The organism is Rosettibacter primus, from assembly GCF_036860675.1.
Lineage (GTDB): Bacteria > Bacteroidota > Ignavibacteria > Ignavibacteriales > Melioribacteraceae > Rosettibacter > Rosettibacter primus.
The window spans coordinates 144,012-166,021 of record NZ_JAYKGK010000003.1; the positions used below are offsets into that span (position 1 = coordinate 144,012).

Sequence of the window (22,010 nt, forward strand, 5' to 3'; positions counted from 1 at the left end):
GAGCTATATTAAAAGTAAATCTTCATATAAAATAGAACACTGGCCTGCCTGCACAGGCAGGCAACACAGACTTAACAGACCTGCATCCCAAAGTAATTTGTACGTAGAGCAGGTTTAAAATTGAAAAATTATTTTTTATACAGTTCACAAAAAAATGAACAATTTTGCAGAAGTTTCTTATAAAAATTCAGTCAACTAAAACCCAATTTTTCTTTTTGAATGCTCAGCAGGGGAAATTAATTGATTAATAACCTGAATGATCTGTATTATCTGTTCATCGTGTTCTTTAAGTTTGCTTTCAAGTTCTTTTAACTTCTCTTCAACTTTTTTATGAGAAGAAATTATTTCTCTTAGTTTAACAAATGCACGCATTATTAAAATGTTTACTTCAATTGCTCTTTCACTTTTCAACACAGATGAAAGCATTGCTACTCCTTGTTCTGTAAAAGCCATAGGTTTTGCCCCACCAAAATATCTTTTAGATGGTATCACAAAATGTGATACCATAAGGTCTATTTCTTTTTGTGTAAGTATAAACATAAAATCTTCTGGAAATCTTTTAATGTTTCTTCGAACAGCCTGCTTTAATGCGCGTGTCTCTACTCCGTATAAAACTGCAAGGTCTCTATCCAGAATTACTTTTTGATTTCGGATGACGAGAATTTTACTGATTACACTTTCAATCGGAATTAGTGATTCATTTGAGATTTTCTTTTTCATTTTCAATTACTCCCTCTATAAATTTTTAATAAAGGAAATAATTCATGCCCCCTGCTTTTTTATGTAACTAAAATATGGTTTAGTTATTTTCTGTTTACAAGAATTACTCCTATAATAATAATTATTCCGCTAAACATTGTAAGAAAAGTAATTTCTTCTTTTAGAAAAATCCATGCAGTAAATACAGTAACAAAAGGTTCAATGTAAAGGAAGGCGCCCACCTTTGAAGATTCCATCTCACTCATTGCTTGTGCCCAAAGTACATAAGCTAAACCCGAACAGAAAATCCCTAAAAAGATTAATGCATACCAGCCCGACATAGAAAGATGAAAAAGTGAATCAATATTTTTCGAATTAATTGTAAAAGGCAAAAGTATTATAGACATCATTAAAAATAGATAAAGAATTGTCATCAATGCGGAGTAATGAACAGAAATTTTTTTATTAACAAAAGAATAAATACTCCAAGTAAATGAACTTGCAAGAATTAGAAAATCTCCCTTGTTCGAAATAAAGTCGATTGATGATATATCTCCTTTGCTAATCAACAAAATTAATCCAACAAAAGAAATAAAGATGCCAATCAACTGAGTAAATGTTATTTTCTCTTTGAAGAAAATTATTCCAAGCATTGTCATAAAAACTGGGGTAATACCAATTATCCAGCCTGTATTTGATGCGGTTGTATGTTTTAATCCATTTAACTGAATCCATAGATGAAATGCAGCAATTAGTGCGAGTATAAAAATATAAGTATGGTCATGAAGATTAATTGCAAAACTTTTCTTTTGTTTAAGAGCAATTATTGTTAAAAATAAAACTGCAAGAATCTGTCTTACTAAAACTATTAGAAGCGGTTCGAGGTATTCTAACAAAAATTTTGTGGCTATAAAAGACCCGCCCCATATTACAACAGACGTTAATGGTTTTAGAGCAGTTTTATAAGTGTTCGAGTTCATGTTTTAATAAAATCTAAAAATAATTTTAATAATCTGTAAAAAAGCAAAGTATAAAAATAAAAAACAAGATTGCGCGATAATGTTAATTTTGATAAATAATTTAATTAGGCTTTGTATTACTTTTATTATATGAGGATTAAAAGATGGAGAACTAAATAGAAATTTTTCTGCAAGCAATAATTATACGTCCTACAAAAATTAAAAATGATTTTCAATTAAAATAAAATAGCATTTACACCAAAAACAAAATTATTATTATCTCTATAATTTAACTTCCATGTAAATTCGATTGATAAGGGGAAAAGAATATGACCAATTCCAAATCCCAGTTCATAAAATGGATGCTTGAATTCTTTGTATGAGTGCATTAAAATATTTTTACTTTTTTCTGAAATGTTGATTAATGCAGCATTAAAATGGCAGGACAATGTTAATTGAGAATCCTTTAGCAGTGGAATTTTCAGCATTCTGAAAATTTCATCATTAAAATTGTATTGTGTGTTCAGGATAAATCCGCTATCTCCAAATATCTCTCCCAATCTTATTGTTCGAAATGTTAAATATTTTCCAAGATTATCGATATTACCTGAAAGAGCATACATCATTTGAAAAGGTACTGCTCCTTCTGAAAAAATATTTTCTATGTTATATAAAAAAGATGTTGATTTAAATGAACGGATATTCCCAAACAAATTAATCTGATAAAGTTTGAATTCACTCTGACTTTTCAATAATGATTTGCTGCTTATTATCACATTGCCATTAAATTTAGAAAATATTTCTCTTCTGTTTACTCTTTGACGTGTATAGCCATTTTCAATATAACTTCTTATATCTATTAAAATCCGAGCGGTAATAGCATTTATTTTGTTCTCGTAGATTAATTTGTTCTCTCTGTATCTTCTTGATTTAAAGAAAAAAGAAAAATCAGAATTATTGAATGCGTTGTTGTCTGTTCTGTTAATAAATCCAAATCCCAGGCCTAGCACAGGAAAAATCTCTTTAAATACTTTTAACTCCCAGCCTTTAGTGTAATAATAATCTCTAAAATCATATTTATTAAAAAGGCTTAAAAATGTGGAGGTGAATTTACTGTAAGAAATATTTTCACCGAATAAATCAGCAAGCTTGTTATAAATGTTCAATGATATTTCTCCAGTCCGATATTCTCCCAATAAATATTTAATTGATAAATCTGTTTTAAAATTTTTGTCAGAAAAACCATAACCAATTTCGAAATATGAATTAAATCTTTTATCAAGTTCTTCATCAATATAGAATCCAAAGTTTAGTTGATGACCTGTAACCCTATTGAAACTATAAACACCTAGAGGCGCTGTTATTGAATAATTATCAGAAAAATACCATCTGTTATTAAAGATAGAATTATTATCCCAGAAACTTCGAGGAATATGTTCAAGACTATCGATTCTTTTGTATGCAGCAATTTCTTCTTCCGTGTTCGGAATTGTTTGAATTGTTTTCCAGTAAGAGGAATCTTTTTTGTCAGCATCTGAAAGAACTTTTATAATAGCCATGTCAAAAATTTTGTCATCAATTTCAGTATTGAACTGATAATCATAAAATATAGAATTAATCTCAAAACCAAATTTAAGAAGTCCCAATAGATTTCCTTCTACAAATAGTCTGTAATCAATTGGCATAGAAATTTGATTTTCGAAAGTGGAAAATTGTTGTAAGATATTTATTTTATCAAAAAGCTTGGTGGCATTGGCAGCATCATTTAAAAATACATCAATTTTAATGGGAGAATATAAACTATCAATCAAATAAATATCTCCATAAAATCCGGGATTAGTACTATCAATCGGTTCAAAATATATTTTGTAGACTTTATGATTATCAATTGCAAGAGTATCTTTAATTAAATAATAATAGAATTCAAGCGCATCATCTGCGAGTGGACTTAACAGCTGCCTGTTGTAAAATCTAATATCATTCGAATAAAAATTTTGTAGTAATCTTCCGCCTGTTAAAATATTTACTGAAGGCGGCAGATTAGCTGCTTGTTTTCTGGCAATGATTTCTTCTTTATAACGATTAGTTTTTTTAAAATACCCTCTACTTTCGTTTTCAATAATACCTGTAATTTTTAGCTTGCCTGTGTCTTTTTCACCCAATGAAACACCAACGCTTCTATCGCTCGCAATAATATCTTTTGTGGTTTTAATCAAAAACTTTGTATAAGCATTGAAAATACAGGAATTTAATTTTTGTTCTCTTTCTCTTTTTAATCTGATTGCTTCCTTTATCAAATTATTGGCAGGATTAATTTTAGGTAACACAGTTATTTCAGATAATTTAATGGAAATAGGCTCCAATAATATTTTAACATTTTTATGTTCTATTAAATTTATTTTAACTGTGTCTGATTTATAACCAATATAAGAAACAATTAAAGTATAATTTCCATGGCTCAATTTTAACTCGAACTCACCTTCTGAATTTGCTGCAGTTCCAGTTGCAGTTCCACTTACACGAACATTAGCATAACTTAATTTTTCATTTGTTAGTTTATCTTTAACAATTCCTTTAATTGAGAATAACTGAGAATAGATTATAACATTAAACAGAAGAAAAAATATTACAAAAAAATTTACAGCCACTTTTAACATAAAACCTTCTGCTTTTGTTGTAAAGTAAGTATATTACAAAAAAAGAAAATTAATTATTTCTTTTATAAAGTTATGCAAAGAAAAATTATAATAACAGGAGCAACGGGATTAATAGGAAGAAAGATTTCCGAAATTTTGATTGAAAATAACAATTATGTAATTATCTTTTCAAGAAGGCCAGAAATTGCAAAAGAAATAATTAAAAATGCATCTGAATATGTTCTCTGGGATTATGAAAAGTCTTCTGAATGGAAAAATTTTCTTGAAGGTTCCGATGCAATTATAAATCTTGCGGGTGAATCAATAATATCAAATCGCTGGAATAAAAAAACAAAACAAAGAATTTATAATAGCAGAATAATTACTACACGTTCTTTAGTAAATGCAGTAAAGGAAATTAGCAATAAACCCGAATCTTTTATTTCAGCTTCTGCTGTTGGTTATTATGGGAACAGAAACGAAGAGGTTAATGAATACTCTGAAAAAGGAAATGGTTTTTTAGCAAATCTTGTAAATGACTGGGAAAGCGAATCAAAAGTTCTTGAAAAATATAATGTCCGAGTAGTAAACATAAGATTGGGAACTGTTCTTTCAATGAATGGCGGAGCTCTGCCAAAATTAGTTAATCAATTCAAATTATTCTTAGGTGGAACTTTAGGAAATGGAAACCAATGGTTTCCATGGATTCATATTGATGATGCAGCAGGGATTTTCTTATTTGCATTAAATAATAGAATAAATGGAATATTAAATGCAGTATCTCCCAATCTGATAACACAAAAAGAATTTTCGAAAATTCTTGCAAAAGTTCTTAAGAAACCATGCTTTTTTAGAATACCAGTAATATTATTAAAAATTATCTTAGGTGAAGCAGCAAATGTATTACTGGAAGGAGCTAAAGTTTATCCTAAATTAACAATTGAATATGGTTATCAATTCAAATATGATGATATTGAGAAAGCATTAATAAATTTGTTGAAGAGTAATAATTTCATTACATAAAAAATTATTCAAACCATGAAACAATTTCGAGATTACCTGTGCCTGGAAATGCTGGCGGACTTCCAAGCATAAACCTGCTATCATAACGGTATCTTTTACTAAATCCATTTACAATTGTTATTACACCATGCGATTCCTGAAATTGACCTACTGGACCTCTCATGTATTGTGTAATACCGCCGTATAAGTAAATGTTTCCACTTGGTGGTCTGGTGTTATAATTTTCAGCAGTAAATGAACCACGCTGAGCATAAATTGCTGCTTGAATAACAATATCTGAACGATTCGGCGTATTATCTGTAACAACAACATCTCTTTCTGCAACAATTCCAATCATATCAGTTGAATTGGGGTCAATTTGCGGATTGTTATAGCATACAATATTATCATCCAAGTATATTTTGCCACGGTTACCACCTGTACCTGATGCAGCAATTGTATATTGTCCCTTGACCGTTCCTTTTATGTGAACTTCTGCATTATCAATATATATTACACCATTAGGTGCAAAAGTAGAAGCAAGAACATATGTCCAAGAACCTGTGGGACTATATCGATAACGAATACTATCCCCTCGAAATTCCATGTAAACAAGATTTTTACCTGTTATTACTTTTCCTCCTGCGGAAGCTGCATTAGCAACATTTGAGACCCCATTTAGCGGAATATCCTGATGAACTCCTGTTTCCAGTCCACCATAAAATTTTGGTTTTGCCGAATTGCTGTATTTAACAACGCTCCCGTCTATGGTTACTTTTCCATAAAAAACAGGTTCATCTGCAACTCTTAGCTGTCCATTTGTATGGAAAGGTCCCCATACAGTATCTCGAGTAGTCCACCATATTGTAGAGCCTTCAGAATCAGAGAAATATGCATATTTTGCAAAAGAACTTGGTTGAAATAAAACTTTTATTGTGTATGTAGTTCCTCCATAATTTGCAGTTGATACAATTTGCCTAATTTTTCTAAAAGCATCTAATGTAGTAAGTGTAACCTGAATATCACCAAAATCATTTGGAGTATCATATAACCTGTAATTGAAAGTGTTATCCCCCATTGAATTATTTAAGAATAATTTATTAGCAACAATATTTACACCTGCAGCAGCATAACTATGCGCTTTAGACGAGTAATAATAGCTAGAAAAATTCTCTATCGTACTAGTTGCCATATTATTAAAGTTCCTTCCCGCTACCATAAAAATTAAACTGAACCCGAGAACTAAAAGCAATGCACCTTTACCTCCCATAAATTCTCCTTTACCTTGTCTTTAAATTTCTTGCTGCTAATCGAATTTGCCGCCAGATTACTTTTCTTTCAGCAGAATAATCATTACCATATGCGGCAGGATTTTCTACAGCTACATCTATTTGAATTGTGCAAATGCCTAAAGGAGGCTGCGAAGGTATTTCACTTGGTTTTATTGTGTCTCCCATAGCGTCATAATAAGTCAACTTAAATTGTGTCACCCCAAGATTTGAACCTTTTACTGGTTGATTATTTACGACTCTGTATAAAATTCTATCGTTTGGATTTGGAGTTGAATTTAATTCTGATTTACTTCCTAAAAAATATTTCAATGTATCTGGATTTCCATCACCTTCTAAATTTGATTGGCTTATAGCAACATCTGTTAAAAATGTAATACTTGTATCTGTTGCACTTAATATTGCTTTAGCTGGGTCAGGTATTCTCGTCCAATTAGCACAATAACCAATCTTTCTAAAATCATATTCAATAATTTGCACGAGATCAACAAGATTTTGCTGAACAATTCTTTCACCACTGAATAAATAATTATTCTCCACCGCTGTATCATTCATTCTGAGCAAAATCATCAGCAGCAAACCACCAATAATTGTTGAACCAAGTATGTCTAATAATGTACTAAATCCCATTATTTAAAATTCCAGTAACTATAAATTGTTGTCATTCTGATTGTATCTTCCATTGCAGAACTTGTTACAATAACCTGTAATTTTTTATGCCATGTTCTAACCGCACTAACATTATTAGGATTGCTATCGCTAACATAATCGACTCTACAGTATGTATTAAAATAAAGTTTTTTCGATGGATCTAACGGGTCAATTTGTATTGAATCGATATGAGCAACATTCCTGTAACAATTATAATCGTCAAAGTCATCTAATAAATTCGGGTCATTTCTGGATTCACCAGTATCAAGACCTAAATTCTGTGGCAGAGTTAATTGACTTACATTTGATACTTCAGTAGTATCTGTATTTTCATCAAAGGCTTTACTTATTGCTCTCTCAATCATTGATGTGGCTAATGAAGTTGCCATAATTCCATAACGATTTGTAATCATTGTTGTATTAGTAGTTAAAAATCCTCTGTTTACAGTAAGTATGACTGTGCTTAAAAGAAATATTGCTCCAATCGTTAATAACATTTGACCAGTATTCATAACAACACCTATTGACTCATATAAAAATTAAATAAAATACACTATTATTGCTATACAAATATTATGCTATTACGATTTAATGTGATTTTCTTCAAAACGAAAAGAAATTTATAATTTATAAGTAATTTTAACTGGTATTTATTTCTCAAATTAAAAACTGATTTCATTATGGACCCAATTAATTTATTAATAATCGTAAATCTTATTGCCTCAATAAGTGCAAATTGGAGCGGGGCAAAAAAAGGATTAAAAACCTCTGTAACAAAAGTTATTGAAAGACCTCACACATATCTCCAGAAATTACCGCCAAATATTTCTGCTTTAATTTTAATTCTTATTATTCTTGGAATTTTTGGTATAGGAAATCTATCCATTAAAAATGATGAAAAATTTCAAATGATTCGAATTGCTGGATTAATAGTATTCATTATTTTTTCGTGGCTTCAAGTATCTGCTTTCAAATCTCTCGGAAATTATTATACTCAGGATATAGTTATACTTAAAGAACACAAACTAATCAAAAGTGGTTTATATAAACTTATTAGACATCCCCAATATCTCTGTCAAATATTAAGTGACCTTGGAGCAGGAATAGCATTGTTTAATTACTTAATTGTTCCAATTGTTGTATTAGTTGAACTGCCCCTTTTTGTTTTGCGAGCTCGTTACGAAGAAAAATTACTTGAAAAATATTTTAAAGATGAGTTTATTAATTACAAAAAACAAAGCGGCTTTTTCATTCCATTTATTGGATAAAATTTTATGAAGTTGTTCAAGTTTATATTCTTTTTTTTGTTGATTTCTTATTGCGGAATTTATTCTCAAAGACTTTTAAAAATTTCTGTTGAAATTAATAATGAAAAATCATCTCTTTCATATATTTCAAAAAATGGAAACATCTTTGTTTCTTCTAAGGAATTAGCAGAAATCTTATCAGTTAATTTTTATTACAATTCAGAAACTCACAAAATAGAATTAAAATTCCAGGACTATATACTCAGATTAACTGCAAAAAGTAATTTTATTGTTTTAATCAAAAAAGAAAATAACTCTCAATCAGTTTATCAGCTTCCATTATCTACTCTCTTAATTAATAATGATGTTTTCATTCCAATAAACTTTATGACAGAATATTTAACTGTTGTAAGCGGCAAAAATTTTATTTTTGACTTTAGCACAAGAACATTGTTAATTCATGATGGAACCAACAATAATCAACCTCAAACAGATTTAAGGAGAAATGCGGAACAAAATTCGAATTATGACATCAATGAAATTTTTATTGAAGAAAAAATTAATGGAACATTAATTCGATTCAAGACAAAAAAGAAAATTATTTTACCTCGTTATTCCATTCATAACAATGTATTGTATGTTTTTTTTATAAATGCAAATATAAACCCAGAGATTATTAAAAATGCAGCTCCAGCTGGACTTATAAAAGAATGCAAATTAACAATAACTTCTGCACAAAATAGTCAGTTTGAATTTTTGTTAAACGAAGGCTACTCTACAACAGAAATTCTTCAAGATAATGAATCAAATGATATTATTCTTACAATTCATAATAAAAATTTCATTGAGAGAATAAAAAACAACAACAAAACAAAATGGCAGTTTGATGCAGTCGTAATTGATGCGGGACACGGCGGAAAAGACCCTGGAGCGATAGGAATAACAGGAGTAAAAGAAAAAGATATAAATCTTCAAATTGCCCTTAAACTTGGTAAACTACTTGAAAAAAATTTGCCCTCTGTAAAAGTAATTTACACAAGAAAGTCAGATGAATTTATTGAATTATATAAACGCGGAAAAATTGCCAATGAAGCCGGGGGAAAACTTTTTATTTCAATTCATTGCAATTCTACTCCGCAAAAAAATATTTCGAACAGAGGTTTTGAAGTTTATCTTTTGAGACCAGGCAGAACAAAAGAAGCAATTGAAATTGCTGAGTTTGAAAACAGTGTAATAAAATACGAAGACAATCCACAGAGATATCAGCAATTAACAGATGAAAATTTTATTCTTGTTACAATGGCTCATTCGCAATACATGAGATATTCAGAAATGTTTTCGGATTTATTAAATCGAGAATGGAAAAACACCGTAAAAATTCCCACAAATGGAATTAAGCAAGCTGGTTTCTATGTGCTTGTAGGGGCATCAATGCCATCGGTATTAATCGAAACAGGTTATCTTTCAAATCCAAAAGATGAAGCTTACTTGAAAAGTCATACAGGTCAAAATGAAATTGCAAAAGCAATATTTAATGCAATTGTAAAATACAAAGAAAATTATGACAGAGAAATTGATATTCTTTCTAAAAACGAAGAAAAAAAGTAAATCTACAATTAATTTGAAAAAATAGATTTCTTATTAAATGTTATGTCCAAAATTTTTCACTTTCGATTTTTCAAATGTTTCGTTATGATTTTCTATATTAATATTTACACTTTTATAAAAAATATAATATGAAAAACTTTGAACTAATCTCCAACTATCAGCCAGCAGGTGATCAGCCTAAAGCAATTAAAGAACTTGTAGAAGGATTGAGAAAAGGGTTAAAACATCAGGTTCTGCTTGGTGTAACCGGCAGTGGAAAAACTTTCACTATGTCTCATGTAATCAAAGAAATTAATAAGCCAACACTTGTAATTTCTCACAATAAAACTCTTGCTGCACAGTTGTATTCAGAATTCAAATCTTTCTTCCCAAACAATGCTGTTGAATTTTTTATTAGTTACTATGATTATTATCAGCCAGAAGCCTATGTTGTTAAAAGAGATTTATATATTGAAAAAGATTTCTCAATAAATGAAGAAATAGATAGATTAAGACTAAAAGCCACTACGGCACTAATTGAAGGAAGAAGAGATGTTATAATTGTAGCAAGCGTTTCCTGCATTTATGGGATAGGAGCACCTGACGAATATGCACGACAGATTTTATTCCTTAGAAAAGGGCAAACTATTGAACGAAAAAAATTAATGAGGGACTTAATCGATATTTACTACACAAGAAATGATGCTGAATTTTCGAGAGGTTCATTTAGAGCACGCGGAGATGTAATTGAAATTATTCCAGCATATCAATATGAAGAAGCTGTGCGTGTCGAATTCTGGGGAGATGAAATTGAAAGACTATCAATTATTGATTCGTTAACAGGAAAAGTAATTAAAGAAGTTGAATCCGTACCAATTTATCCCGCAAAATATTTTGTTACTACTAAAGACCAAATTAACCGTGCCATTCAATCAATTGAAGAAGAACTCAAAGAAAGATTAAAATATTTTTGGTCTCAAGAAAAGTATGTCGAAGCACAAAGACTCGAACAACGAACGAAATTTGATATTGAGATGATGAGAGAAATTGGTTACTGTTCAGGAATTGAAAATTATTCGCGACATCTCGATGGCAGACCACCGGGTTCTCGTCCATACTGCTTGTTTGATTATTTCCCAAAAGATTATCTTCTGATTATCGATGAATCTCATGTGACAATTCCACAAATTAGAGGAATGTACAACGGAGATAGGTCTCGAAAAGAAACTCTCGTTGAATATGGATTTCGTTTACCTTCAGCACTTGATAATCGTCCACTTAAATTCGAAGAATTTGAAGAAATGATTAATCAGGTAATTTATGTAAGTGCAACACCAGGAGATTATGAACTCGAAAAAAGCGGCGGCTCTTATGTTGAGCAAATTATTCGTCCAACTGGATTAATTGATCCGGAAATTGAAGTACGTCCCGTTAAAGGCCAAATTGATGATTTAATAGGTGAAATAAGAAAAAGAGTTGCACAAAATGAAAGAGTTCTTGTTACAACATTAACAAAAAAAATGGCAGAAGATTTAACTGACTACCTTGATAAATTGAATATAAAAGTGCGTTATATTCACAGCGATATTGATGCACTTGAAAGAGTTGAGATAATTCGTGATTTACGAATGGGGGATTTTGATGTATTGGTTGGAGTAAACTTACTTCGTGAAGGTCTGGATTTGCCAGAAGTTTCTCTTGTTGCAATCCTTGATGCAGATAAAGAAGGATTTTTAAGAAGCGAACGTTCACTTATGCAAACAGCAGGAAGAACTGCTCGAAATGTTAATGGCAAAGTTATTATGTATGCCGATACAATTACTGAATCGATGCGTAAAACAATAGAAGAAACAAACAGAAGAAGAAAACTTCAACAAGAATACAACGAAATGCATGGAATTACCCCAAAAACAATTTACAAAAGTGTTGAAGAAATTCTTTCGTCAACTTCTATTGCAGATGTAAGAAGAAAAGATTATGAAAGAGAAGAAGCAACAATGTTGAAAGTTGTTGAACCAGTAATAAAATACATGTCAAACGAACAACGACAGGAACTAATTGAACAGATGACAGAAGAAATGTATGCAGCCGCACGCGATCTCGAATTCGAAAGAGCTGCCTATTTAAGAGATGAAATTGAAAAACTCAAAAAATTAATTAAATAATCACCATTTGCATCAAGATTCATTCTCTTATTTCTATTTCATCAAAAAACTTATTACAAAAACTATCATTAGATAAATTATCAATGAAGTGACAATCACGATAAAATTTAGTTTTATTAACTAAAATTTCTGTCGATGGTATTAAACAAAATTTAATTGAAGTCAATCAATTAAATACAAATAATTTGGCAGCTTAATTTTGTAACCTGAATTCCCTCCAACTAAATCACTCCATTGGTCACCAATATTTGCAATAATTTGATACCCTTTTTTAACAAGTTCTTCCCTTTTCTTTGCTTTAAATTCTGCAGCTGGAATATTATGTTCTTCTTTTGTTCTTGTTATGACTGTATCAAATTTTGTATAACCCTGTTCAATTAGATTTTTTATTGTAGCATCTCTTACTTCTTCGTATCTGCCGGAAATAAAAATTACATGAACATTTTTTGAAATTAGATAATCATAAAATCTTTTTGTTTCTTTAATTGCTTTTGCTTTTGCTTCTTTAATCCAGTTGTTCCATAAATTCATTACAAATCCAAAACCGAGTGATTTTGTATGTTCATAATTAGAAAGTGCCGTTTCATCAATATCAAAGACAACCGCAGAATTTTCATTTATCCTGATTTTATTTATATAATTTATAGCCTTATCAATTATTTTAGAACATTCATAATCATAAAGTCCCGATTCATAATAATTTTGAACAGCATTTTTGGCGGCATCAAGATTAACAATTTTTATTGCAGGGTCAGATGAATTACAGGAAATAAATAAAAATAAAATGAGTGGTAGATGAACCAATTTATTTATTTGCATATTCATCCTCTTATAAAAAGAATTAAAGGATATACTTACTAAGGTCTCTGTTCTTTACAATTTTATCTAATTTCTGTTTAACCATTTCTCCAGTTATTTTAATAGTTGACTCTGGCATTTTGTCTGGCACATCAAATAAAATATCTTCCAATAATGTTGTTAAAATTGTATGCAGTCTTCTTGCCCCGATATTTTCAACCTGTTCGTTCACAAGTGCTGCAGTTCTTGCAATTTCTTTTATAGCTTCATCTGTAAATTCAATTTGAACTCCTTCTGTTTGAAGCAATGCAGCATATTGCTTTAGAAGAGCATTTTCCGGCAATGTAAGAATTTTAACAAAATCTTCTTCTGTTAAACTTTTCAGTTCAACTCGAATTGGAAATCTGCCTTGAAGTTCTGGAATTAAATCTGATGGTTTGGATACATGAAAAGCTCCTGATGCAATGAACAATATGTGTTCTGTTCTTACAGGTCCATATTTAGTATTTACAGTGGAACCTTCAACAATTGGTAGCAAATCTCTTTGAACACCTTCGCGGGAAACATCGGGCCCCTGGGTACTTTTGCTTCCTGCAATTTTATCTATTTCATCAATGAATACAATTCCGGATTCCTGAACTCGTTGAATTGCTTCTCTCTGAACTGCTTCCATATCAATTAATTTTTCTGCTTCTTCCTGTGCAAGAATTTGTCGTGCTTCTTTTATTGTAGTTTTTCTTTTCTTTTTCTTTTTTGGAATCATGCTGCTCAACATATCCTGAAGATTCATTGTAATATCATCCATCCCCATTGGACCAAGAACCTGCATTCCAAAAGCTGGAGTTGAAACATCAAATTCTATCATTCTTTCATCAAGTTCTCCATTGCGCAACTTTTCTCTCATCCACTCTCTTGTTCTTTCATTCCGTACTTCTTCGCTTTCTACATTTTCATCTTCTACTTTAACAGACTTTCTTACAGGTGGAATTAAATAATCGAGAATTTTTTCTTCTGCCATCCTCTCTGCTTTTTCCTTAACTTCGAGAGTTTTTTCCGAACGAACCATATTAACTGCAATTTCTGTTAAATCACGAATCATTGATTCAACATCCCGTCCAACATAACCAACTTCTGTATATTTTGAAGCTTCAACTTTTACGAACGGTGCACCTGCTAATTTTGCAAGTCTTCTTGCAATTTCTGTTTTTCCAACCCCTGTAGGTCCAATCAAAATAATATTATTTGGCATTATTTCTTCTTTAATGCTTTCCTCAACTCTTTGACGACGCCATCTGTTCCTCAATGCAATTGCAACAGCTCTTTTAGCTTCATCCTGTCCAATAATATATTTATCCAGTTCTTTAACTATTTGTGATGGTGTAAGTTGTTTCATTAAGTTGTTGTTCATAAAATTTCTCCGGAACTTTTTATTCAATAACTTCGATAGTAATTCTGTCGTTTGTATAAATACAAATTTCTGCTGCTGTTTTAAGTGCCTCTTCTACAATTTCCTTTGCAGATAAGTTGCTATACTTTTTTAACATTTTTGCAGCTGCAAGCGCATACATTCCGCCGCTGCCAATTGCAACAATATTATCTTCAGGTTCAATTACATCTCCAGTGCCTGAAACAATAAATGCTTTTTCTTGAGATAAAACTGCAAGCATTGCTTCAAGTCTTCTTAAATATTTATCAGTTCTCCAATCTTTTGCTAATTCAACTACTGCTCTGTTAACATTTCCGCTGTAGGCTTCGAGTTTTTCTTCGAATCTTTCGAGAAGTGTAAATGCATCGGCAGTAGAACCGGCAAAACCGCATAATACTTTACCATTCAATAATTTTCTAATCTTTACAGAATTATGTTTCATTACTGTATTGCCAAGTGTTACCTGACCATCTCCTCCTAGTGCAGCTTTACCATCTTTTATTACTCCAATTATTGTTGTTGAACGAACTTTCATTTATGTCTCCCGAAAATTTTTAATTTTCATTCATTATTTTTTGAAAAATATCTTATATGGAAAAAGTCTCGGAACCTGCTTTTGATATTTCAGGTAAGTTATTCCATATTTTTCCACTAATTTCTTTTCTTCATAATTTGAACCAATATAAAAATAAATTACAATGCAAATGAAAGTAACAAAATAAAATAAATCCATTGATGGTCTTAATCCTAAAAACAAAATTGAAAAAAAATAAACTGGATGACGAACATATTTACCTGCTCCTCTAATCCTGAAAGTTTCTCTTGCATCTGCATCTTCGATTTGATATTGACCTTTCATAAATCTTACAATTTGCGAAATTCCCGCAAATTCTTTCAAATCAATTCCTTTTAATGACCATATTAATCCTCCAAAAGAAATTATCTGAGCTGTAAAAGTAACAATATCATAAGGATAATGTAAGTCATAAATTAATATGTCGGGTTTAGGAGAAAGGATATAGAAAACAAGAAACAAAATTACAGAAGTAAAATTGTAGAATAATCGATAGAATGCAATTTTTTCTCCTATGTTGTTAATTAGCTTATTCTTAACCTTCCTCGAAGCAAGAAAAGAATGAGAAAAAGCAAAAGTTGAAAATAAAAGAACAATTAAGATAATGTCGATAATCATAATTTTCTACGCAGACGGGCAATAGGAATTTTCAATTGTTCACGATATTTTGCAACTGTTCTCCTTGCAATATGAATTCCTTTCTCCTGAAGTATACTTGCAATCTTATCATCACTGTATGGATTATCCTTTGGTTCATTTTCGCATATTTCTTTAATCAGTTCTTTTATATGCTTATTTGAAATTTCATCTCCGCTGTCAGTAGCAAGTCCTTCGCTGAAGAAATATTTTAACTCATGAATTCCTTGAGGACTTTGAACATACTTTCCATTTACAACGCGGCTTATTGTAGAAATATCCATTCCAATCTCATCTGCAATATCTTTATAAATCATTGGTTTCAAATACTTGGGACCATTTTCAAAAAATTCATATTGTTTTTCAAGAATTGTTTGCATGATTTTCAAGAGTGTATGCCTTCTCTGCTGCAATGATGCAATAAACCATTTAGCAGATTCAAATTTCTCGCGTAAAAATTTGTGAGTTTCTTTCTCTCTTTCAGAAATTTTTCTTTTTCTTTTGTTAGATTCAAGCATTTCTAGGTAAGTTTTACTAATCGTAACTGAAGGCACACTTTTATCGTTGAGTGTAACTATATAATTATCATCAACTTTTTCAATAATAAAATCAGGAGTAATTTGATTTACTTCTTCTGCATCAATATTTCCTTCGCCTGGTTTGGGATTTAATTTTTGAATAATGCTAATTGCAGTTTTAAGAGTTTCTTTTGACAGATTAAGATTTTTTTGAATATTATCAAATCTTTTATTTACAAAATCATCAAAATGTTTTTCAAGAATTTTTTCTGCGATATATGAATAATACGGGTCAAAAGATGAATTTCTTATTTGAACTAAGAGACATTCCTGAAGGTTCCTTGCCCCAAGTCCTGGGGGGTCAAGTGTTTGAATTAAGCTTAAGATCTTTTCTGCTTTTTTAACATCAACATCAATCCCTTCAAATAATTTTAAATCATTAACAAATTTCTCAAGATCTTCTTTGAAGTAACCATCTTTATCAAGTGCACCAATAATATTTTCTCCAAGTATCATTTCCTCTTCAGTTAAATCGAGCATGTGAAGCTGGTCAATTAAACTATCCCTTAATGATTTCCTTTGCGGTGCTACTGGATAAAATTTTTCTTCTTCCTGACTTCTGTTCAATCTGTCAAATTCATACTCATATTCAGCATCGTTCATAAAATCTTCTAAATCAAATTCATCTTCTTTGCTGCTATAAGTTTCTTCCTCTTCTTCATCAATTGTAACTTCATCCTGCTCATCTGTTTCTTCTTCGAGTTGCTCCAGCGATATTTCTTCTTCCATTGTTTCTTCGAGTATCGGGTTCAACTCGAGTTCAGTTTTAATCCTCTGTTCTAATGCTAATGTATTTAATTGAAGTAATTTTTGATATTGAATTTGCTGTGGTGAAAGTTTTTGTTGTAATGCTATTTTTTGTTGTAACGATAACATAGTTTACCCAATTACCTTTTTTGTTTTCAAAACCCAATCTTTTCCGAATGCCCGTTCAAGTGCATTTCTACAAAAATTAAAAATTGTTGTTGATGTTTTATTTCCTTTTTCAAGTGCACTCTGGCATTCAGAATACTTTTCAAACCTTAAAACATGCCCTCCAAAATTTGAAACTCTTATAGGAAATAAATGACAGGAAATAGGTTTTATAAAATCAATCTTTCTATCATTATAAGCTTTTTCAATTGCACACTTTGCAATATCGCCTTCATAAGTTACAAACACACAGGCACGGTCGTTAACGCTTCTTGTCATTATTTCATCATGAACTTTGAACCAGAAACCATTCTTTTCAATTTCTTTTTTATGTTCATTGGGTAAATATTCTTTAATGATTGGAAGTAATTTATTAATTATTTCTACTTCTTCTTCTTTTAATGGTGCACCATAGCGGCTTTCCATAGTGCAGCATGCACCTTTGCATTTAGATAAATCGCACTCAAAATTGGTTTCCCAGATTTCTGAGTTTACCATAACATTTTCTACTTCTATAAAATCTATATCCATATTTCTTTATTAGTTTTTCAAAAGATACGAATTTTTGTTCTCTCTTTAAAAAAATATAGAAAAAATCGTATTCTCGATGCAACTACTTATTAGTGTAATTCAAAACTAAAAGATAAATTTACATTAAAAATTTCCGGCTTATGGAATTTACAGGTTCAACAATTCTTTTAACAGGAGCTTCTTCCGGAATAGGAAAAGCATTAACCGAAAAGTTATCAAAAGAAAAATGCAAGTTAATTCTATGTGCAAGAAGATTGGACATACTCGAAAAATTCAAAGAAGAACAAAACCATTATGCAGAGATATTTTCATTTAAGTGCGATGTTAGCAATAAAGAAGAAGTTGAAAACACTTATAAAAAAATTAAAAATGATATTGGAAATATTGACTTAGCAATACTAAATGCCGGTGTGGGCTATAGAATGAATATTGAAAATTTTAATTCAGAATATGCTAAGGAAACTTTTGGAGTAAATTTCTTTGGTTTGGTTTATTGGATTGAAAATTTAATCCCAGATTTTTTAAAAAGAGGGAAAGGAGTTATTGCAGGGGTTTCGAGCCTTGCTGACAATCGAGGATATTCTAAAAGTAGTTTTTACTGCGCAAGCAAAGCAGCTGCTACAATTTTTCTTGAAGGTTTAAGAGTAGAATTAAAACCCTATGGAATAAAGGTTATAACAATCAAGCCCGGTTTTGTTAAAACACCAATGACAGACAAGAATGAATTTAAGATGCCATTTTTAATGTCTGCAGAAAAAGCTGCTGATATTATTCTAAATGGCATTAAAAAAGAAAAACGAATTATTCAATTTCCTTTCCCTACTGTAATTTCATCAAGATTGATTGGATGCATGCCATCAGGTTTATATGAATTTCTTATGTCACATTTTAATGAAAAGTAAAGCCATGATAAATTATTTGAAAAATTTAATTCTCTTCTTTTTGCTTCTTATCTTTTTAATTTCATGTGAATATGATTCCCCTGTTGAACCTGTTTTCAATCAACGAGCTGATTTAATCAGTTACGAATTTTTAAGCAGTGTAAAAGCAGACCATCTGAAATCACTCATTAAAGAATTTAATATTGATGAATCATTAAAAAACAAATTTATTTATGATGTTGATGTTTATAAAATCGTTTATACCACATTAAATCCACAGGGCATAATTGTAAAAGCTTCTGGCGCAGTTTTTATTCCAAAGGGAATTGATAATTTATCACTTTTAAGTGTTCATCATGGAACTCAAACAAAAAGAAATAATGTGGGTTCAGTAAATCCGTATTATGTAATTGAAGGATTTGCAGGTGCATCGGCCGGTTATTTTACAATTGTTCCTGATTACCTTGGACTTGGCGAATCAAATATGATTCATCCTTATCATCACGCAAAATCTTCTGCAGATGCAGTTATTGATTTTATTAGAGTATCAAGACTAACCGCACAAAATCTTGGTATCAAGTTAAATGGTCAGGTTTTTTTAATTGGTTATTCCGAAGGTGGATATGTAACTCTTGCTGCTCAAAGAGAAATTGAAAAAAACTATAGAAATGAAATTAACATTACTGCGTCTGCTCCAATGGCTGGTGCTTATGACCTCTATTTAACTTCACAGCTAATTTTAAAAAACAAATTTTACGAACAACCTTCTTTTCTTGCCTTCTTAATTGTAGCTTACAACGACATTTATGGATGGAATAAAATTGATTCAATATTCAATTCTCCTTATGCAGAAAAAATTCCATTATTATTCGATGGGACAAAAACTGCTTCTGAAATTAATGCTGAACTTACAAATGATTTATCAAAATTATTCAATCAAAAATTCTTAAATTCATTTCTCAATGGAAGTGAAAAAGATTTTACAGCTGCATTGAAAGAAAATAGTTTGATAAACTTTGTTCCTGTATCTCCAACAAAATTATTTCACGGCGATGCAGATGAATTTGTGCCTTACGAAAATTCACTAATTGCACAAAATTATTTTAACTCACATGGTGCAAATGTTGAACTTATTACTATCAAAAACGGGACTCATTTAAGTTCAGCAATTCCATCCATCGTAGGTGCAATTGACTGGTTTGAAAGCTTCAGAGTTAAAAAAATGATTGCCTCTAAAAAAACACTTATAAATATTTATGAATAACAATAAAATTAAGGGGGTAATTATGAAAAGAATTTTAATCTCAATAATTATTCTATTTATATGTTTTTCATTTTTAAGAGCTCAGGAAAGCGATATAATTAAACTTCCGACACCTCAAACAGAAATTGGTAAACCATTAATGCAGACTCTAAAACTTCGTTCCTCTACAAGAAGTTTTGATACAAAAGAAATACCACTTCAAGATTTATCAAATTTGCTGTGGGCCGCTTATGGTATTAATCGTCCTGAAAGTGGTAAAAGAACTGTTCCCTCTGCAATGAATTGGCAGGAATATGATATTTATGTTGTGCTTCAAAGTGGTGCTTATCTTTACAATGCAAAAGAAAATGAATTAAAACTTATAACCAAAGGAGATATAAGAGAATATTGTGGAGTTCAGGATTTTGTTAAAACTGCTCCACTCAATTTAGTTTATGTTGCAGACTTTTCAAGAGTTTCTCGTGTAAGCGAAGAAGATAAATTATTATTTGTAGCAGCAGATTGTGGATTCATTGCTCAAAATGTTTATTTATATTGTGCATCTGAAGGATTAGCTTGTGTAGTAAGAGGAATGGTAAACAAAGAAAAACTTCCTGAAGCATTGAAACTGAATTCAAATCAAAAAATAATTTTAGCACAAACAGTTGGCTATCATAAAAAACAATAAAATAAAAAAAGCATTTACTTTAGAACACATATTCCGTTGATTATTTTTGTAAACAAAAAAGAGTTATAAAATGGGGAAGTTCAAATATGTTATTAAGCGAAGTGGAGCAATAGTGCCATTCAATCCCGAAAGAATTGTAAATGTAATTTACAGAGCAGCAGTTGCTGTGGGTGGACGCGACAGAGAACGTGCAGAAGAATTAGCAAAACAGGTTATTGCTTTAATGGAAGAAAAATATGAAGAGGGTTATAAACCACATGTTGAAGAAATTCAGGATATGGTTGAAAAAGTATTGATTGAAAATGGTCATGCCAAGGTAGCAAAAGAATTTATATTATATAGAGAAGAAGCAGCTCGAAGAAGAAGAGCAGAATCACGGCATTTATCAAAACCTTCTGAATTTATTCCATGGGCTAAAGTATGGAATTCACTTGACTGGGCTGTATCTCACAATCTTCACACAATTGAAGCTCTCAATGAAAGAATCAGAAAAGGAGAATTTCCACAAATTGTTCATGAATCAGAATCTGCTTATGAAACTCAGCTTGATACTGCTGCAGAATTAATTAAAGAACGCAGCAAAGAATTAAAAATGGTTATGGTAAGCGGTCCATCTTCTTCTGGTAAAACTACTACAACATTAAAACTTGAGCAAAGATTAAATAAAATGGGGATGAAGTTTGTCCCATTAATTGTTGATAATTACTTCTTCGATTTAGAACTACATCCCAAAGATGAATTTGGTGATTATGATTTCGAAACCCCTCAAGCATTAGACCTTGAACTGATAAATGAACACTTAAAAAAATTAGCTAACGGAGAAGAAGTAAAAATTCCTTACTATGATTTCAAAGAAGGGAAAAGATATTTAGACAGAACTCCCTTGAAAATAGGAAAAGACGAAGTATTACTAATTGACAGCTTGCACGGATTATTTCCTGAATTCAGTAAAGAAATCCCATTAGAACAAAAATTCAAACTTTATCTCGAACCACTTCTTCAGATGAAAATGCCAGATGGAAAATATATCAGGTGGACAGATTTACGATTAATCCGCAGAATGTTAAGAGATTCAGTCCATCGTGCATACAACCCCGAGCAAACTTTATTACACTGGCATTATGTCCGTTCTTCTGAAAAAAGAAATATTTTACCTTACTGTAATACTGCAGATTACATTATTAATACAGCAATGCCTTATGAAGTTCCGCTTTATCGTCCAAAATTATTAGAACATTTTAGAGAATGGGAAAAGAAATACGAAGGCGACCCATTGAGAGAAGATGCATACGAACGAGCCTCACGTGTAAGAAAAATGCTTGAATCTGTTGAACCCGTTGATGATGATTCACCAATACCTGGTGATTCAGTTCTTCGAGAATTTATTGGGGGAAGTATATTAAAGTATCATTAAGCCAAAAAATATTTTCATAAAAGATTGCTTACAATTCAAAATATGATTCCCCTGAGAAACAGGAATTTAGACTTAATAGTAAATTCCTGCTTCA

General features: G+C 30.9%; 20 protein-coding genes. 8 read left to right on the forward strand and 12 right to left on the reverse strand.

Features of this window, described 5'->3' with window-relative positions; translation table 11 throughout:
* Positions 1-195: 195 nt before the first annotated feature.
* The 3 genes from VJY32_RS05420 to VJY32_RS05430 form a co-directional block, all read right to left on the reverse strand.
* On the reverse strand, positions 196-720 hold the full coding sequence (locus VJY32_RS05420) for an ORF6N domain-containing protein (protein WP_353676878.1): 525 nt from the start codon (positions 718-720) through the stop codon (positions 196-198).
* An 83-nt stretch (positions 721-803) separates the two neighbouring features.
* Positions 804-1,679: a DMT family transporter gene (locus tag VJY32_RS05425; protein WP_353676879.1), complete on the reverse strand. Its 876-nt coding sequence runs from the start codon at positions 1,677-1,679 to the stop codon at positions 804-806.
* 215 nt (positions 1,680-1,894) lie between these two features.
* Positions 1,895-4,315, reverse strand: coding sequence for a DUF5686 and carboxypeptidase-like regulatory domain-containing protein (locus tag VJY32_RS05430; RefSeq protein ID WP_353676880.1), 2,421 nt, complete (start codon positions 4,313-4,315; stop codon positions 1,895-1,897).
* Positions 4,316-4,387: 72 nt separating this feature from the next.
* Here VJY32_RS05430 and VJY32_RS05435 point away from each other — a divergent pair, with 72 nt between their 5' ends.
* A complete protein-coding gene (locus VJY32_RS05435) occupies positions 4,388-5,317 on the forward strand; it encodes a TIGR01777 family oxidoreductase (protein ID WP_353676881.1) in 930 nt (309 codons plus the stop codon).
* Between the two features lie 4 nt (positions 5,318-5,321).
* Here the strand turns inward: VJY32_RS05435 and VJY32_RS05440 are convergent, their stop codons facing one another.
* From VJY32_RS05440 to VJY32_RS05450, 3 genes are read right to left on the reverse strand one after another with little or no spacing between them, the layout of a single operon-like run.
* Positions 5,322-6,566, reverse strand: coding sequence for a DUF4900 domain-containing protein (locus VJY32_RS05440; RefSeq protein ID WP_353676882.1), 1,245 nt, complete (start codon positions 6,564-6,566; stop codon positions 5,322-5,324).
* A 10-nt stretch (positions 6,567-6,576) separates the two neighbouring features.
* Positions 6,577-7,215 (reverse strand): hypothetical protein, encoded by a 639-nt coding sequence (locus VJY32_RS05445; protein WP_353676883.1) that lies wholly within the window; start codon positions 7,213-7,215, stop codon positions 6,577-6,579.
* On the reverse strand, positions 7,215-7,748 hold the full coding sequence (locus VJY32_RS05450) for a hypothetical protein (RefSeq protein ID WP_353676884.1): 534 nt from the start codon (positions 7,746-7,748) through the stop codon (positions 7,215-7,217). Before VJY32_RS05450 ends, VJY32_RS05445 begins: the two co-directional genes overlap by 1 nt.
* A 168-nt stretch (positions 7,749-7,916) precedes the next feature.
* Between VJY32_RS05450 and VJY32_RS05455 the strand changes: the two genes are divergently transcribed.
* The 3 genes from VJY32_RS05455 to uvrB all read left to right on the forward strand — a co-directional run bounded on the left by VJY32_RS05455 (position 7,917) and on the right by uvrB (position 12,235).
* Positions 7,917-8,504 (forward strand): methyltransferase family protein, encoded by a 588-nt coding sequence (locus VJY32_RS05455; protein ID WP_353676885.1) that lies wholly within the window; start codon positions 7,917-7,919, stop codon positions 8,502-8,504.
* A 6-nt stretch (positions 8,505-8,510) separates the two neighbouring features.
* Positions 8,511-10,091, forward strand: a complete 1,581-nt coding sequence (locus tag VJY32_RS05460) for an N-acetylmuramoyl-L-alanine amidase (RefSeq protein WP_353676886.1) — start codon at positions 8,511-8,513, stop codon at positions 10,089-10,091.
* 128 nt (positions 10,092-10,219) lie between these two features.
* Positions 10,220-12,235, forward strand: coding sequence for an excinuclease ABC subunit UvrB (gene uvrB / locus VJY32_RS05465; RefSeq protein ID WP_353676887.1), 2,016 nt, complete (start codon positions 10,220-10,222; stop codon positions 12,233-12,235).
* Positions 12,236-12,397: 162 nt separating this feature from the next.
* On the opposite strand, the gene VJY32_RS05470 is transcribed toward uvrB, so the two are convergent.
* Genes VJY32_RS05470 through VJY32_RS05495 form a run of 6 tightly spaced genes read right to left on the reverse strand, consistent with a single transcriptional unit; the run spans position 12,398 to position 17,690 of the window.
* On the reverse strand, positions 12,398-13,054 hold the full coding sequence (locus VJY32_RS05470; RefSeq protein WP_353676888.1) for an HAD family acid phosphatase: 657 nt from the start codon (positions 13,052-13,054) through the stop codon (positions 12,398-12,400).
* A gap of 22 nt (positions 13,055-13,076) precedes the next feature.
* Positions 13,077-14,441 carry an ATP-dependent protease ATPase subunit HslU gene (gene hslU / locus VJY32_RS05475; RefSeq protein WP_353676889.1) on the reverse strand — a complete coding sequence of 455 codons (1,365 nt, stop codon included), beginning with the start codon at positions 14,439-14,441 and terminating at the stop codon, positions 13,077-13,079.
* Between the two features lie 19 nt (positions 14,442-14,460).
* Entirely contained in the window at positions 14,461-14,994 is a 534-nt protein-coding gene (hslV, locus tag VJY32_RS05480) for an ATP-dependent protease subunit HslV (RefSeq protein ID WP_353676890.1), read from the reverse strand.
* Positions 14,995-15,027: 33 nt separating this feature from the next.
* Positions 15,028-15,651 (reverse strand): methyltransferase family protein, encoded by a 624-nt coding sequence (locus tag VJY32_RS05485; RefSeq protein ID WP_353676891.1) that lies wholly within the window; start codon positions 15,649-15,651, stop codon positions 15,028-15,030.
* On the reverse strand, positions 15,648-17,123 hold the full coding sequence (rpoN, locus tag VJY32_RS05490; protein ID WP_353676892.1) for an RNA polymerase factor sigma-54: 1,476 nt from the start codon (positions 17,121-17,123) through the stop codon (positions 15,648-15,650). Before rpoN ends, VJY32_RS05485 begins: the two co-directional genes overlap by 4 nt.
* Before the next feature lie 3 nt (positions 17,124-17,126).
* Positions 17,127-17,690 carry a DUF3109 family protein gene (locus tag VJY32_RS05495; RefSeq protein ID WP_353676893.1) on the reverse strand — a complete coding sequence of 188 codons (564 nt, stop codon included), beginning with the start codon at positions 17,688-17,690 and terminating at the stop codon, positions 17,127-17,129.
* Between the two features lie 140 nt (positions 17,691-17,830).
* Between VJY32_RS05495 and VJY32_RS05500 the strand changes: the two genes are divergently transcribed.
* From VJY32_RS05500 to VJY32_RS05515, 4 genes are all read left to right on the forward strand, one after another.
* On the forward strand, positions 17,831-18,592 hold the full coding sequence (locus tag VJY32_RS05500) for an SDR family NAD(P)-dependent oxidoreductase (RefSeq protein WP_353676894.1): 762 nt from the start codon (positions 17,831-17,833) through the stop codon (positions 18,590-18,592).
* 16 nt (positions 18,593-18,608) lie between these two features.
* On the forward strand, positions 18,609-19,835 hold the full coding sequence (locus VJY32_RS05505) for a lipase family protein (protein WP_353676895.1): 1,227 nt from the start codon (positions 18,609-18,611) through the stop codon (positions 19,833-19,835).
* Between the two features lie 22 nt (positions 19,836-19,857).
* Positions 19,858-20,502 (forward strand): SagB/ThcOx family dehydrogenase, encoded by a 645-nt coding sequence (locus tag VJY32_RS05510; protein WP_353676896.1) that lies wholly within the window; start codon positions 19,858-19,860, stop codon positions 20,500-20,502.
* Between the two features lie 70 nt (positions 20,503-20,572).
* Complete coding sequence (locus VJY32_RS05515) at positions 20,573-21,916, forward strand: uridine kinase family protein (protein WP_353676897.1); 1,344 nt, start codon at positions 20,573-20,575, stop codon at positions 21,914-21,916.
* Positions 21,917-22,010: the final 94 nt, after the last annotated feature.

Coding starts and splice junctions, on each gene's coding strand:
- VJY32_RS05420 (WP_353676878.1), bottom strand. CDS start 720: ATGAAAAAGAAAATCTCAAATGAATCACTAATTCCGATTGAAAGTGTA.
- VJY32_RS05425 (WP_353676879.1), bottom strand. CDS start 1,679: ATGAACTCGAACACTTATAAAACTGCTCTAAAACCATTAACGTCTGTT.
- VJY32_RS05430 (WP_353676880.1), bottom strand. CDS start 4,315: ATGTTAAAAGTGGCTGTAAATTTTTTTGTAATATTTTTTCTTCTGTTT.
- VJY32_RS05435 (WP_353676881.1), top strand. CDS start 4,388: ATGCAAAGAAAAATTATAATAACAGGAGCAACGGGATTAATAGGAAGA.
- VJY32_RS05440 (WP_353676882.1), bottom strand. CDS start 6,566: ATGGGAGGTAAAGGTGCATTGCTTTTAGTTCTCGGGTTCAGTTTAATT.
- VJY32_RS05445 (WP_353676883.1), bottom strand. CDS start 7,215: ATGGGATTTAGTACATTATTAGACATACTTGGTTCAACAATTATTGGT.
- VJY32_RS05450 (WP_353676884.1), bottom strand. CDS start 7,748: ATGAATACTGGTCAAATGTTATTAACGATTGGAGCAATATTTCTTTTA.
- VJY32_RS05455 (WP_353676885.1), top strand. CDS start 7,917: ATGGACCCAATTAATTTATTAATAATCGTAAATCTTATTGCCTCAATA.
- VJY32_RS05460 (WP_353676886.1), top strand. CDS start 8,511: ATGAAGTTGTTCAAGTTTATATTCTTTTTTTTGTTGATTTCTTATTGC.
- uvrB (WP_353676887.1), top strand. CDS start 10,220: ATGAAAAACTTTGAACTAATCTCCAACTATCAGCCAGCAGGTGATCAG.
- VJY32_RS05470 (WP_353676888.1), bottom strand. CDS start 13,054: ATGCAAATAAATAAATTGGTTCATCTACCACTCATTTTATTTTTATTT.
- hslU (WP_353676889.1), bottom strand. CDS start 14,441: ATGAACAACAACTTAATGAAACAACTTACACCATCACAAATAGTTAAA.
- hslV (WP_353676890.1), bottom strand. CDS start 14,994: ATGAAAGTTCGTTCAACAACAATAATTGGAGTAATAAAAGATGGTAAA.
- VJY32_RS05485 (WP_353676891.1), bottom strand. CDS start 15,651: ATGATTATCGACATTATCTTAATTGTTCTTTTATTTTCAACTTTTGCT.
- rpoN (WP_353676892.1), bottom strand. CDS start 17,123: ATGTTATCGTTACAACAAAAAATAGCATTACAACAAAAACTTTCACCA.
- VJY32_RS05495 (WP_353676893.1), bottom strand. CDS start 17,690: ATGGATATAGATTTTATAGAAGTAGAAAATGTTATGGTAAACTCAGAA.
- VJY32_RS05500 (WP_353676894.1), top strand. CDS start 17,831: ATGGAATTTACAGGTTCAACAATTCTTTTAACAGGAGCTTCTTCCGGA.
- VJY32_RS05510 (WP_353676896.1), top strand. CDS start 19,858: ATGAAAAGAATTTTAATCTCAATAATTATTCTATTTATATGTTTTTCA.
- VJY32_RS05515 (WP_353676897.1), top strand. CDS start 20,573: ATGGGGAAGTTCAAATATGTTATTAAGCGAAGTGGAGCAATAGTGCCA.